The following is a 13,741-nucleotide window of genomic DNA, read 5'->3' on the forward strand; positions in this document are numbered from 1 at the left end:
TCCATGATCCGCTCAGGCTGCTATCAACCGAAGCGACAAGTATTGAGCGGGTTTCGCACCCGCTAGGAAAACGCGCCTTTCCACGGCGCACCAAATAACCATGGTTGCCGCAGGCCGGATTTCACCAAAATACTCACCAAGTACGGCAAAAACTGCCTCAACGTTACTCCGGTCAGTCACATAATAACGCGCACGAACCACATCCTTAAGCGAACATCCTGCTTCGCCAAGCGCACTTTTGATTGTTTCCAACGCATTAACGGCCTGTGCACCCACATCCTCTGGCATTTTCATCGTCGAATAATCATATCCGGTTGTGCCAGAAACATGGACTAAGTCGCCATCTACAACTGCGCGAGAATATCCAGCGGTCTTTTCAAAGGGTGATCCTGAAGAAATTAGGGTGCTCTCCGACATAACAACCTCCCTCGACTACAACTCAACACGCTGTGGCAGAACCACCAACAGCATTTATTGTTTGTAGGATACAACCGGGACAGCTCAGATCAATTGAGAAATTGGCGCCTTATTCCTGACGACTTGATGAGAAAAAGCAGCTCAGCCCAAGTGCGGTCCATAAAGCGATGCCAATCCAGTACATCAGCGGGTCTTCAGTTCTGTAGATGACATCATAAAGAAGCGTGTATCCCGCATAGAGATCCCACGCGACCCAAGCCAGCAAAACGACACCTACAATCCGCCAGAAAAAGCTCACCATGGGCGAAAACCTCCTACCACCCATAGTAACGCTTTGATCTTGAAGAAAAACCCACGGTTTTAGGGGGCCAAACAGTGAACAACTCAGCACACTCACTCAAAGTGAATCAGTCGAGATTTGCTAACATTTTTACTGATTCGCTTGCACAATCCTACAATTTCAACGTCAGGATGTAGGTTTAGCTAAAAACAAGACATAATTACCTAATCATAATCTACATTTAATTTGCTCATTCCTACTGATTCTGAGATATAAAGGGTCTCAAACGGACAGAAAGCTTGCTTGTTTCTCTTGAGTATTTTTGTCGATCGTCTGGGGCACGGATTGCGGAAATCACCACCTCATCCGTCAACCTATTGAATTTGTTTAATTAAACAAGTCAATTGGACAACTAGGGAAAATATAAAGGCATAAGAAAAAAGATCAAAAGCGACACATACTATGCAAAGTGTCAACTTTCTAAGGTGTTGCTTGATAACTAAAAATACTTCTTATTCAATGCCTGCCGTGTTGTTGTTGGGGGACTACATACATGACGTTAACTGCGGTTAAGACAAAAACGTCTTGCGGTAACTTTTTTGAAGATTTTCACGTGGGCCAGGTCATAAGACATGGAACACCAAAGACAATAAACGAAGGAGATACAGCTCTTTATACTGCATTATACGGATCTCGATTTGCGGTACAGTCGGGAACTGCTTTTGCAGAAAACATTGGATACCCGTATTACCCGTTGGACGACCTGCTAGTCTTCCACGTGGTCTTCGGTAAAACAGTGGGAGATATCTCACTGAACGCCGTCGCAAATCTGGGGTATTCCGACTGCCGTTTCCTGATGCCTGTCTATGCCGGAGATACAGTCTCCGCCACGTCAGAAGTCATCGGGCTGAAAGAAAATTCAAACGGCAAAACCGGTGTTGTTTACGTGCGCTCTACTGGCTATCGCCACAAAGAGCCAGAGAACCCTGAAAAAGTCCTGGAATACACCCGCTGGGTCATGGTGAAAAAGCGCGATGAAAATGCGTCTGCACCAGAAACCACCCTGCCGGATCTGCCAGACGGAATTTCTGATGACTGCCTGGGACAAGCCGTTCCAGAGCTTTCAATCGATAATTGGGACTTTGACCTGTCCGGTTCACCATTCCGCTTCGATGACTACGAAGTGGGTGAAAAGATCGACCACGTCGATGGTATGACCGTGGAAGAAGCTGAACACCAGCTCGCAACACGTCTTTACCAGAACACAGCGAAAGTCCACTTCAATCATTATAGCGAGAAAAACAGCCGCTTTGGCAAACGCCTGATCTACGGCGGCCATGTCATCTCGCTTGCACGTGCTTTGTCTTTCAACGGACTAGGCAATGCTTTCCATATCACAGGCATCAATGCAGGACGACATGTTGCACCGCTCTTCGCGGGTGACACCGTTTACGCATGGTCTGAGGTTCTGGATAAAAAACGGATTGAAGGAAGAAGCGATATCGCAGCACTACGCCTGCGCCTCGTTGCAACAAAAGATCTTATTTGCGGAGATTTCCCATACAAGAATGAAGACGGGAAATACCAAGACGGCGTGATCCTTGATCTGGATTACTGGGTCGTCATTCCGGTTTGATCTTCACCGTATCCCTGAGAAGCCAAAACCTCTCAATAGCGGATACGGCCAAACGACAAAAATAAAACAACACAAAAAGAAAGCCCGGCGCATCACCTGCCCGGGCTTTTCTGACGCTTCCTACTATCCCAGTTCCTGAGCAGGAAGCTTCAGCTCTTGTTCTAGAACTTTAAAGTAATCAGTATAAGCAGCCTCTGAATCTACCGGTTCATTATTGTAGGATGCGTTCGCGCGCACCAACATCTCACCATCCATCCTCGGAACGACACTCACCGTCATTCGCAACTGGTATCCATCCAATTTCATCCCACTTACAGTCCCTAGTTCCTTATCGGCATTGCCAATAACAAACCCCATGTCCTGCATAGTTGTCATAACCGATTGGATCGTATTCTCTTTATCTTTCGTCTTGAAAGTTCTGGACTGAACCTGTCGCAGTCCGCTCTGTTCTTCGACTGCAATGTCAAACACGTTGTCTTTTGAAGACGTTTGGCAGCCAGTAACACCAAATGTCAAAACCAGAACAGCAACACTCACAAGGGCTTTAGATCGATCTAGCATCATATTAACCTCCTGTGACATCCCAAGGGATGGATGCGCCTAGTGTCTCGTAAAACTGGCTGTAAAGTTTCTCATCTTTAATTGTTTCTGCTTTGGAAACTTCACCCCTTTGGTCCAACACAATACGCTGGACACTGATCCGCAGGTCAGTCGCATTTTCTTCACTGCCAGCGGTGATAGAGGCGCGTACAAACTGCTCATCATCATACTTAAAACTGTTTGCCCCTGCTATCGGTCCAGCAAGTAATGTCGTCAATGCAGCACCAACAACGGCTAAAGCAACTTGCTCACCTTCTGTCGCATCACGTTGCTTCGAGCCAACAACAAGCCCTAACTCTGGATCTGTTTTGTCAATGGAAAAGCCCATATCCTGAAGAGCCGCGGCCCCAGCCAGAAGCACTTCTTTTTTCTTTGGTGTGGCGATGGTTCTGGACTGAGCCACTTTCATGACTTTGTGCTGCTCTGTCACTTGCAAAACATCATCAGGCATTTGCGCGCAAGCGCCTGTCAGCAGTAAAGTACAGCCAGTTAATATATGAAATCCTGATTTCATGTGTGACCCCAAATCAGCACGAAACTTCGCTAGATTGAGATACACACCTCGTTAGTTTAGTATCTACTAAAAGAGATTAGCTGAATATGACGTAGCATTTCCACGTCCAAAAATAGAATTCAGAATTCATTCATTCAGCAATTGCTGCAGACGAGATAAGAAACACGATTTCACTGACGATCAATACACAGAGTGTATTTAAATTGAAGCATAACACATATTGCCGAACATTCACTTTTGAGAAAAAATAATATTAAAAATCAGCATCTTAAAATGCGATCACATTCTTCCCTGAACACGAGTGGTGTTTTAAGTTATTTTTTTTGATCCTGAGTTCATCGAAGCAAACACAAATAGAAATCACTGTAGCATTTGTCTGACACCACAGTGATTTTCATTATGTCAGTTAGCTCAACTCAGCAACGAAGGCAGTCACATTACGCAATCGCACTCGTTTCTGGCTTGACCGGCGCCAATCACCACTTGGTCAACAACTCGTCCAGATAGCGCAGTACCTCAGCAGAAGCATCTTCCATGCGTTTGTAAGCAGCATCTGCGCCTGCATGATCTGCTATTCCCAGAAAGCGTGCGCATTCCTTGCCTTGTTCGTGAACTTCAGCATGAACAGGCAACAGTTTCTTAAACGCCAGACTATCGCGAACACGAGCATCATCCACTTTGTCATACCACTTACCAAGACGGCACTGATGATGATCCGATAGCTCACTCACCTGCAAATGACTGAGGCCAACTGACATTTCAGCAAGGTGCTTCTTCCAGATGATGTGATCAGCCTTCGCGCGATGCAGGATAAAGTTCGGTACGCCGCGCTTATCAAACTCAGTAAACTGCTCCTCCACGATGGATTCAGATTGAGCAACCGTTTGGATCACATGTTCAATCCGCTCATTCACATCGCGTGCATGTCCTGCAATTGCATGGACACCGCGATTGATTTCGCTGGTTGCCTCTTCCTGCTGCGTCAGCTGGCGTGCAATTTCACGCATCTGCGTACTCGCAACTCCTACATCGCGCATCACTTCGGAAATCAAACTCTCGGCATTCTGTGAATTATCAATACTCTTGCCAACCAGAGACTGTGCATCGCTCACAGCTGAGTTCACATCGTTCACATGAGCCTGCAAGGTCTCAATCCGGCAACGAATATCATCGGTTGCCTGCTGTGTTTGACCGGATAGATCCTTCACCTCGGAAGCCACGACAGCAAAGCCCTTGCCTGCCTCACCAGCACGCGCGGCTTCAATCGTCGCGTTCAGTGCCAGCAGATTTGTTTGCTTGGCCAGTCCCTCGATCGTACCAACAAAGGTGCCAATCTGAACAGCGGCAGCGGTCAACTCATTTGCAGCAGCAGTCATACTCTCAAAGAACTGGCCAATATGCTGGCTGGCATCTGCGGATTCTCGAGTTGCTGTTTCTCCCTGCTGCATGGCTTCATTTGCAGATTCCACCGCATCCGCAGCTCCCTGAGCGCTGGAGGCGATCTCAGAAAACGAAACGTTCAGCTCTTCAACACCGGTCGCAATTGTCTGCGCGCCTTCATCCGTTTTGCGGATATGCCATGTGATTTGGGAGATCGCGGCCATCGATTCACTGGCTTGCAGGGAGTACTCTACCGTTTGACCAAGGGTACGCTCGTCCTGATCATCAAGCTTCTGCTTCAGCGCTTCAAATCGCTCATAAAGATCTGCTGAAACACCTTCCACCTCGGGAAGTGGACGATCTTCCATCAAAGCCAACAGAAGTGCATCAATTCCTTCACGATTGATGCCGCCCACATCTGCCTGATGTGATCCCTGAGCTTTAGGTGCGCTCTTCAACATTCCGGACCAGTTCATCTTGAATTACCTTCCAAACTGCACATTCAGTGCAGATAATTCCCTAGCCGCCAATCTCTCACCACCACAACCCAGCCAAGTCACGAGAGACTGAGCAAGTAAGATCAGCGTATTTACGTACCCCACAACAGGTCATTCAAGACAACAAGTGCAACTGTCCCAACGTCAAACTCATGAGCTTGAAAGACCCATGCTTAAAACATACATAAATTATTACTAATAATAGCTTACTGGCCTAATAAGCATGGTTTTAGCTTTGAGATTCAATGGGTTTTCATAAGGGTCAGACAAAATAAAAGCCCCGACCTTTCGGACCGGGGCTTTGAATGCATCAATCTAACTAAGCTATCAGCTCACTTCGTGCTTCAACGCATTTCGCGCCAGCATTACACCCTGCTTTTTGGTCTTCAGGATCTCGCGAGCTTTTTCAAACTTCGGATCTTCCCAGAAGATCATGCAACCGTTACAGCCTCGCCCACAGCAGCCTTCCAAACCAAGACGAGGAGACTTCGGCTTACGATCCTGACTGCCTTCAGCAATCGCATCAATCAGTCGGTCGCGCTGGCTCTCATACTTGTTCTGCTGCGCATTCGTCGCCTCACCACGCGCTTCAATACGCTCTGCAGTCCGGTCCAGCTTCAGTCGGCTCCATTGCTCAGGTGTCAACGGACGTTCTTTACGCACCACAGTGTTCACCGGGAAGCGATCCTTAAAGTCAGCTGCATCGTCTTTGTCGAACAGCGAGAACGGGATTCGCACTAGCGGCTGCTTGCCAGCATGCACTTCCTCTGTAATCTCACCAGACTTTGCGTTTTCAAACTCATAGATACGCAGCAAGACACTGTCGTCGGACAGAGGCTGCAGAAACTCCAGCACTTCCCCGGCAACAATTTTGTTCTTCACTTTCATGTAGAACGCTTCGTCAGTCACCTTCTCAACAATGCCGGCAAACTCCCACTCACCAATAGAGTGTGTATCTTCATAATTGTGGGCGTAGTTGTTCAAACGACCTTCATGGAACGCAGTTGTGTAGCCACGGTTGGCAACACTGTACATCTCATCCATGTACTTTTGTGGGTTCCAGTTCTCAGGATCACGATAGTAATCATCAATCGCCATGCGGTAAGCGCGTGCAACAACCGCCACGTAGTACATAGACTTACCACGGCCTTCGATCTTCAGTGAATCCACACCGATGCGCAGGAAGTCATTCAGCTTCGGCATCAGGCACAGGTCTTTGGAGTTCAGAATATAAGAACCACGACCATCTTCCAGAATTGGCATCAACTCACCCGGGCGGCATCCCTCTTCCAGCAAGAACTCAAACATGTCCATGTTGTCTTCGTTCAGTTCAAGCTCATTGATCGTGCCGTCTTTCATGCGCATGCGCACTTTGTAGTTCCAACGACAGGAGTTTGCGCAGTTCCCCTGGTTCGCACCACGCTCTGCCATAAAGTTGGAAAGCAGACAGCGACCGGAGTAGGTCATGCACATCGCGCCATGAACAAATGCTTCCAGACGAATGTCCGGGCACTTCTCACGAATTTCAGAAAGCTCCGGAAAAGACACTTCACGGGCCAACACAACCAGATCCGCACCTTGCTCTTTCCAGAAATCAACGGAAAGCCAGGAGCAAACGTTCGCCTGCGTGGAAATATGCAGCGGCACGTTGGGCAGCTCTTTGCGCATAAACTGGAACACACCCGGATCAGCGATGATCAAACCATCCGGATTGATATCGCGAATAGTCTCGGCATATTCCTTCAGCTTTGGAACGTCCTTGTTATGTGAAAACAGGTTCAGTGTCAGATAAACACGCTTGCCATGCTTATGCGCAAATTCAATCCCCTCAACAACCTGCTCAAGCGTAAACTCTGCCTTCGTACGCAAGGACATATCTGGCGTACCAAGGTAGATCGCATCTGCTCCATAAAGCACAGCAATCTTTAGCTTCTGAAGGTTGCCCGCAGGCATCAGGAGTTCTGAAGTTCTCATAGTGGCGACCAAATTCTCTGGTGTTTTCTAAAGCTCTGTTGTCGAGCTATTGACCAGCGCCTCGGCAGTGTCTTTGGGAAACAGCAAAAGGGCGCGTATTCAGGGGTGCTTCTAAGGGATTTCATCAAGGATGAACAGAACAATTTTGTCTCACCCAGTTTGATGGGCTCCAGCAATTCCATCGCCAGCAACGCACCACTCCAACAAATCCGAATAACTATGCTTACAAAGAAATGGGCGGATACCGAAGTACCCACCCAAATCATAAGAACACTCATGTAAGCTGACGGTTAATTGCCCCCGCCGTCAGTTACAAACAGCAAGGCTCGTTTAATCGACGAGTGCAGCCACTGGTTCATAAGTTTCTTCATCTACAAAATCGTAGCGTAACTGATTTTCAAACCAATCACGGAAGCTGCGAATTTTTGGCTCAGCTCCACGCTTCTCACGCCACATCAGCTTATGTTCACGACCATCCCGCTGATATTCAGGGAAGATCGGTACAAGACGTCCGGCGGTCTCAGCTTCGGCACTTAAAAGATTGGACTCAAGAACAATGCCGAACCCCTTTTCGGCAGCGTCAAGAGAAAGCGCTGCATTCTCAAACACCATCATCTCATTGACGATCGGGTTTGGAACACCAGCTTCAGACAGCCATGTCTCCCAGGAAACCGTGGCACCTTCACTGCGAATAATCGGCAGTTTCAGCAGCTCATTCGGCTTCTTAGGGTAGCCAAGATTATCCAGCAGTTCAGGTGAAATCAGCGGGCGAAACTTCTCGCGCCCTAAGGAGATTTCCTGAAACTCTTCTGGAGTATTGGACTGACGTGTGAAGACAAGGTCATACAGCCCGCCTTCAATATTCTGATCAGAGCCACTGCTGCAAACAGTCACCGTGATCTCTGAGTTATGCGCAGTAAACGAACGAAGACGGCGCAACAACCAATTGCTAGCGAAGCTTGAAGAACAATGGATACTCAAAGTATCCCTGTTCCCGACAGCTTCGATAGTGCGCGTCGCAGTTGAGATTCTGTCAAATGCCTCGGCAATCTCCGAGGCATATCGATAGGCCGCTGCAGTCGGGAAAACCGCTCTGGAACGGCGCTCAAACAGCTCCAGTCCCAGGTGATCCTCCAGCGCTTTGAGCCGGTGACTGACCGCACTAGCGGTAATTGCTAGCTTTTGGGCCGCCGAAACCAAACTCCCAGTTTCCATAACTGCACGAAACGCGACCAAAGCATTCAAAGGGGGCAAACGATTCATGAAATGCCTTATTCTTGATAGAGTGAGAGATACAACCAATATTCCGATTAATGATGTAGACGTAACATAGCGCCTCCCCAATTTGAACACCCTCAAATCAACTAGGTCACGTCAAAAGTTATGTAAAAGAGCACATTTCCACAATAGATAACACCACACACAAACTACTCAATTATTGATAATCTACGTAATACTTTTTGATATTCAGTATAAATAATCGATATATAATTCATTACAGAGAAAGAACATAACAATATCAATTTTACGCTAGGAGATCATAGAATAGGGTCGGGATACACGCCTAGGTTAAAGATCAAAAAAATTAACTATTCAACTGACGCCTGCTTCAGGTCGGACGAATACCAACATATGCAGCACGCGGACGTATTTGTTCTTGCATTTGATATTGTTCGAGCGCCTGAGCGATCCAGCCGCTAATTCTTGAAATACAAAACAAAATTCCGGCAGAATTTTTTGGTAAGCCCAAAATCTGCTCCAAAAGTGCTAGTGGAAAATCCACATTCATGTGCTTTCCGAAAAGCTCCCGAGATCTTTCCAGTAATGGTGGAATCAGTGCAACAAGCGGGTGATCCAGCTCACTTTGCATGAGTTTGCCTAATAGAAATTCGCCCCTTGGATCAGGCCCGCCGTATACGGAATGCCCAAGTCCCGGCAGATATTCGCCGTTCATACATCGCTCTTGCAACACGTTCTCTATATCGTCAGCTACATGAATATGCTTCAGCCAACTCAGCACGCGCTCTGCGTTTGTTCCATGTCTGGGGCCCATAAACGCTCCGAGCCCGGAAACAAGAACAGCATGCAGCGGAGCCCGAGTCGAAGCCGCACATCTCACCGCATATGCGCTGGTATTAAGCTCATGGTCAGCACACAGAACAAGCGTCGCACGGATCAGATCGACGGCCTTTTCATTCTTCACGCCCCAGGCTTGCGCAATCTGCCGGTGCATCGGGTCAGTGCTCGGCGCTTGCATCAGTAGCGCACTGGCTGCAAGGCGAATGAGGCACGCCCCTTTTCGCTTGAGCAGCTCCTGAGACAGCGTGTAGGCCGCACTGTCTTGTTCCGGCCAGGAACAGAGCGCCACAATCGCCCGCTCAGCGGGCCTCTGGTGCCCGCTCATCACCTCAACGGCATGAGGCGCAGGCTGAGCAAACGGATCATTCTCACAATCCCACAGCAGCGTGGCGACACTTTCAAGCGTACCAGCCTTTGCAAGTTCCAGTGCAGACTGACCGCGGTAGTAATGCCCCTCATCTGTCAAAAGCGTCAGCTTGGTCTCAAGCACGCCCTTTGCAGCAGCACTCCGGGATTGCCCATCCCGTTCCTCAGAGCCTTCTCCAGCCCGACGACTTCGCAGAAAGCGGATATCTGAAGCATCATAGAGCCGCGTCCTCCCCGGCCCTTGAACCGAGCGGACCAACCCACGGCTCACATAGGCATACAGCGTGGCCGGCCGCACCCCCAACTCATTGGCAGCTTCTTTAGCGGAAAGATAAATAACTTCAGACATGGCACACCTATTACATGATCAACGTTGATCATACGAATAAGGCTGGCACACGCAATACTATAGATGTCCAATCAGAAGACCGTCAGTTGCCCTTGGTCGCATTTGAGGCTTCAGCAGCAGCAATCAGATCCTTGCCGATCTCATCTTCAAACTCACCCCAAACAGGTCGCATCACATCCGCCCATTGCTGGCGCTGTTCTGGCGTCAACTCACGCACAGTATAACCGGCATCGACAATCCGTTGCCGATTCTCGTCGCTCGTCTGCGCAGCTTGCGCATTGGCCTTGGCCAGCGTTTCTTGGAAGATCGTCAGAAACTGCTCCCGCACATCAGGCTTCAAGCTTTCCAACCACTCCGTGGGTGCAAACACAACATAAGCCAGCAATTGATGGTTGGTCTCAGTAATCCCGTCCTGAACCTCAAAGAACCGCGAGGTGAAAATGTTGGACCAGCTGTTTTCCTGACCATCAACAACCCCCAACTGCAAAGCCCCATAGACCTCTTTAAACGCCAACTTCTGCGCACTCGCTCCCATCGCCTCAATCATCGCAACAGCCACATCAGAGTTCTGCACCCGAAACTTCAGCCCTGCCCCGTCAGAAGGTACGAGCAACGGCTTATCGGCAGAAAAGTGCTTTAATCCATCATAGAGATACCCAAGTCCATCAACCCCGAATTCAGACATGACATCAAGCAGTTCCTGCCCCTTCTCGCTAGCAGTAAAACGCTGTACTGCATCCATATCCTCAAACAGGAAAGGCAGATCAAAGAGTCGGAACTTGTTGGTGTAAACTTCCAGTTTTGAAAGAGAGGGCGCCGCCAGCTGCACATCACCCAGTATCAGGGCTTCCATCACCTTCTCATCGTCATAAAGCTGGGAAAAGGGAAACACCTGCATGCAGGCCACACCGTTCATCTCGGTGTTCACCCGCTCCGCCAGCATCCGCGCAAAGTCACCCTTAGGATGGCCTCTCGGCGGCACAACATGGCTGAACTTGATAACAACTTCGCCAGGCTTACAGTCAATCTGGGCGAACGCATGTGTGGCGAAAGCAACGCCCAGAGCAAGAATTACAGCGGTGATCGCTCTCCTCATCAGCTCCTCACGGCAACATTATGGGACCTGCCTATTATCGCAGTTTCCCCCCAAAATCCGCCTAAGCTATTGCTCAGCATTTGCTTCGAATAAGCAGCAACAAAAAAGCCGGAGCAAATGCCCCGGCCTTTCAAAACATATCTTGGTTCCAGCTACCTGACGATAACCTCTGGCCCCATCATATAGGTTGGCAGCGCCGTGGAGAGCCATGGCAAGTACGTGACCAATACCAGGAACACCAGCAGAACCATCACAAACGGTGCAGCGGCACGCACCACCTGCACCAGACTCATACCCGTTATGCCCGAGGTCACAAACAGATTGAGCCCGATAGGCGGTGTGATCATGCCGATCTCCATGTTCACCACCATGATGATACCCAGGTGAATTGGATCAACACCCAGCTCCACAGCAATCGGGAACACCACAGGTGCCACAATCAACAGCAGACCGGATGGTTCCATGAACTGACCACCAATCAGCAGTATAATATTGACGGCAATCAGGAAGGTGAACCAGTTGAAACCCGCACCTAACATCCAGTCGGTAATGACCTGCGGGATGCGCTCGGCAGTGAGTGTGTGAGCAAAGAGCAGCGCATTCACGATGATGAACATCAACATAATCGTGGTCTTACTACTCTCAACCAGCACTTTGCGCGTGTCCCGGTGGAAGAAGGCAGGGAAGAAGTAAAGAACACTCAATCCAATGTTACGGACAATTGCCTCAAGCAGTCCTTCACCAGACTTACGCCATTTCTTGTCCTTCAGCGGCCCCATATCACGATAGATGAACAGAGCAATCAGACACGCATACACAGCTGCCACAGCCGCAGCTTCTGTTGGTGTAAACACACCTGCGTAAATACCGCCAAGGATGATCACAATCAGGAACATACCAAACGCAGCTTCAGCAAACGTAGACCACAGCACCCGAATACTTGGGAAAGGCTGAGCTGGCAGGTTTTTCTTGCGTGCGATAATGTAGATTGTCACCATCAACATCAAGCCAGCCACAATGCCCGGAATAACGCCTGCCAGGAACATGCGACCAACAGAAACGTTGGTTGCCGCCGCATAAACAACCATCACGATGGAAGGCGGGATCAAAATACCCAGCGTACCAGCATTGGCGATGATGCCTGCAGCAAATTCCTTGGAGTAACCAGCCTGACGCATCGCAGCAATCGCGATGGTACCAATCGCAACCACAGTCGCTGGAGACGAACCGGAAAGCGCAGCAAAGATCATACAGGCCAGCACGCCAGCCATAGCCAGACCACCACGCACCCAGCCAACAGTTGCCACAGCAAAGTTTACGATACGGCGGGCAACGCCACCAGTGGACATGAAGCTGGAAGCCAGAATGAAGAACGGGATCGCGAGCAGTGTAAAGTTCTGCGACGCATTGAACATCTGAATGGTCACAGAGCTCATGGAGTCATGAGAAAACAATGCGATGTAAAGAACGGAAGACAAGCCAAGCGCAATCGCGATTGGTGCCCCGATAAGAAGCAGCCCAAAGAGCAGCAAAAAGAGAACAGCGGTTTCCATTGGGCTTAGTCCTTCAGCACGTCTTTATTTTCTTCAACGAGCTCTTCAGCTTCGTGCGCGGCAATCATCGTGTCGCGTTGCCCCGTCAAAATGAGCCAACACATTTGCAATGATCGGAATGCAAGAAGGCCAAGGCCAATCGGCAAAATGACATAACCCCACCACCGTGGAACACGCTCTTTCACGCCAAACATCTCCTGATACCACTCAGGAAACTTCAGATCTTCCATGCCGATTGGAAGCTTGTAGTACTTGGCAACGTAATCAAACGCACCGCCGGAAGACCCGCGATTATCAAGCCCAAGCAACCAGCCAAACCAGTCTGCATCAAACAGCAGCGCCGCATACAGCAACGTCACCAGCGCACCAATCAGCCCGAAGGTGCGGAAGACCGGTTTCGGAAACAGGCGGATGAAAGCATCAACGCCAAGGTGCGAGCCAATTTTCAGGCCGTAGCTCATGCCGAAGAGAATAAGCCATGCAAACAGCACGCGGGTGAACTGTAGCGCGCCACCCCAACCCGAGTTAAAGCCGTACCGCATGACGACCTGCCAGAAGGTGACCAGCGTCATCACCGCAAGGATGGTGGCGATAAAGCCTTCTTCGAAAGCATCTATTATTTTATTTAGTCGAGACAAAGCGCCCTCCCCCAACAGCACTCTCATTTCTCAGTGTGTTGCGGCACCGAAAAAGAAACCATTGTGGTTTTTCAGGGTCTGCCCGACCAATAGCCGGACAGACCTATCAAGATGTATTAGATTAGTTGTTTGCTGCGACAGCAGCGTCGATCACATCCTGACCGATGTCATCAGCAAACTTGCCCCATACAGGCTTCATCACGTCAACCCACTGCTGACGCTGCTCAGGTGTCAAACTGCGAACTTCTACACCAGATTCAATGATCTTCTGCTTGTTCGCTTCGTTGATAGCGGAAGAGCGAGCGTTCGCATCGTTGGTCACTTCAGTGAAGATAGTGATGAACTGGTCGCGAACTTCTGGA

At 49.3% G+C, this 13,741-nt stretch carries 12 protein-coding genes and 1 pseudogene; 1 reads left to right on the forward strand and 12 read right to left on the reverse strand.

Annotated features, from left to right (window positions below; translation table 11 throughout):
- Positions 1-12: 12 nt before the first annotated feature.
- Together PPL9_RS00500 and PPL9_RS00505 are read right to left on the reverse strand one after the other, a co-directional pair.
- Positions 13-417, reverse strand: a complete 405-nt coding sequence (locus PPL9_RS00500; protein WP_057460806.1) for a RidA family protein — start codon at positions 415-417, stop codon at positions 13-15.
- A 109-nt stretch (positions 418-526) separates the two neighbouring features.
- Entirely contained in the window at positions 527-718 is a 192-nt protein-coding gene (locus PPL9_RS00505) for a hypothetical protein (RefSeq protein WP_057460807.1), read from the reverse strand.
- Positions 719-1,250: 532 nt separating this feature from the next.
- Here PPL9_RS00505 and PPL9_RS00510 point away from each other — a divergent pair.
- Complete coding sequence (locus PPL9_RS00510) at positions 1,251-2,333, forward strand: MaoC family dehydratase (protein ID WP_057460808.1); 1,083 nt, start codon at positions 1,251-1,253, stop codon at positions 2,331-2,333.
- A gap of 123 nt (positions 2,334-2,456) precedes the next feature.
- On the opposite strand, the gene PPL9_RS00515 is transcribed toward PPL9_RS00510, so the two are convergent.
- From PPL9_RS00515 to PPL9_RS34030, 10 genes and pseudogenes are all read right to left on the reverse strand, one after another.
- Positions 2,457-2,897: a hypothetical protein gene (locus PPL9_RS00515; protein ID WP_057460809.1), complete on the reverse strand. Its 441-nt coding sequence runs from the start codon at positions 2,895-2,897 to the stop codon at positions 2,457-2,459.
- A 1-nt stretch (position 2,898) separates the two neighbouring features.
- Positions 2,899-3,447 carry a hypothetical protein gene (locus PPL9_RS00520; RefSeq protein WP_152986550.1) on the reverse strand — a complete coding sequence of 183 codons (549 nt, stop codon included), beginning with the start codon at positions 3,445-3,447 and terminating at the stop codon, positions 2,899-2,901.
- Positions 3,448-3,923: 476 nt separating this feature from the next.
- Complete coding sequence (locus PPL9_RS00525) at positions 3,924-5,303, reverse strand: methyl-accepting chemotaxis protein (RefSeq protein ID WP_057460811.1); 1,380 nt, start codon at positions 5,301-5,303, stop codon at positions 3,924-3,926.
- A gap of 348 nt (positions 5,304-5,651) precedes the next feature.
- Positions 5,652-7,298, reverse strand: a complete 1,647-nt coding sequence (locus PPL9_RS00530; protein WP_057460812.1) for a U32 family peptidase C-terminal domain-containing protein — start codon at positions 7,296-7,298, stop codon at positions 5,652-5,654.
- 330 nt (positions 7,299-7,628) lie between these two features.
- A complete protein-coding gene (locus PPL9_RS00535; RefSeq protein ID WP_057460813.1) occupies positions 7,629-8,561 on the reverse strand; it encodes a LysR substrate-binding domain-containing protein in 933 nt (310 codons plus the stop codon).
- A 346-nt stretch (positions 8,562-8,907) separates the two neighbouring features.
- The gene (locus tag PPL9_RS00540; RefSeq protein ID WP_057460814.1) at positions 8,908-10,092 is read right to left on the reverse strand and encodes a citrate synthase family protein; all 1,185 of its coding nucleotides are present in this window, start codon (positions 10,090-10,092) and stop codon (positions 8,908-8,910) included.
- 82 nt (positions 10,093-10,174) lie between these two features.
- The gene (locus PPL9_RS00545) at positions 10,175-11,188 is read right to left on the reverse strand and encodes a DctP family TRAP transporter solute-binding subunit (protein ID WP_057460815.1); all 1,014 of its coding nucleotides are present in this window, start codon (positions 11,186-11,188) and stop codon (positions 10,175-10,177) included.
- 152 nt (positions 11,189-11,340) lie between these two features.
- On the reverse strand, positions 11,341-12,741 hold the full coding sequence (locus PPL9_RS00550; protein WP_057460816.1) for a TRAP transporter large permease subunit: 1,401 nt from the start codon (positions 12,739-12,741) through the stop codon (positions 11,341-11,343).
- A 5-nt stretch (positions 12,742-12,746) separates the two neighbouring features.
- Complete coding sequence (locus tag PPL9_RS00555) at positions 12,747-13,379, reverse strand: TRAP transporter small permease (protein WP_057460842.1); 633 nt, start codon at positions 13,377-13,379, stop codon at positions 12,747-12,749.
- Between the two features lie 121 nt (positions 13,380-13,500).
- Positions 13,501-13,741: pseudogene (locus PPL9_RS34030) on the reverse strand (C4-dicarboxylate ABC transporter); the annotation flags it as partial.

The organism is Pseudovibrio sp. POLY-S9, assembly GCF_001431305.1.
Classification (GTDB): domain Bacteria; phylum Pseudomonadota; class Alphaproteobacteria; order Rhizobiales; family Stappiaceae; genus Pseudovibrio.

Bases quoted from the DNA above. Each gene is read 5' to 3' on its own strand.
- PPL9_RS00500 (WP_057460806.1), bottom strand. From the start codon at position 417: ATGTCGGAGAGCACCCTAATTTCTTCAGGATCACCCTTTGAAAAGACC.
- PPL9_RS00505 (WP_057460807.1), bottom strand. From the start codon at position 718: ATGGTGAGCTTTTTCTGGCGGATTGTAGGTGTCGTTTTGCTGGCTTGG.
- PPL9_RS00510 (WP_057460808.1), top strand. From the start codon at position 1,251: ATGACGTTAACTGCGGTTAAGACAAAAACGTCTTGCGGTAACTTTTTT.
- PPL9_RS00515 (WP_057460809.1), bottom strand. From the start codon at position 2,897: ATGATGCTAGATCGATCTAAAGCCCTTGTGAGTGTTGCTGTTCTGGTT.
- PPL9_RS00520 (WP_152986550.1), bottom strand. From the start codon at position 3,447: ATGAAATCAGGATTTCATATATTAACTGGCTGTACTTTACTGCTGACA.
- PPL9_RS00525 (WP_057460811.1), bottom strand. From the start codon at position 5,303: ATGAACTGGTCCGGAATGTTGAAGAGCGCACCTAAAGCTCAGGGATCA.
- PPL9_RS00530 (WP_057460812.1), bottom strand. From the start codon at position 7,298: ATGAGAACTTCAGAACTCCTGATGCCTGCGGGCAACCTTCAGAAGCTA.
- PPL9_RS00535 (WP_057460813.1), bottom strand. From the start codon at position 8,561: ATGAATCGTTTGCCCCCTTTGAATGCTTTGGTCGCGTTTCGTGCAGTT.
- PPL9_RS00540 (WP_057460814.1), bottom strand. From the start codon at position 10,092: ATGTCTGAAGTTATTTATCTTTCCGCTAAAGAAGCTGCCAATGAGTTG.
- PPL9_RS00545 (WP_057460815.1), bottom strand. From the start codon at position 11,188: ATGAGGAGAGCGATCACCGCTGTAATTCTTGCTCTGGGCGTTGCTTTC.
- PPL9_RS00550 (WP_057460816.1), bottom strand. From the start codon at position 12,741: ATGGAAACCGCTGTTCTCTTTTTGCTGCTCTTTGGGCTGCTTCTTATC.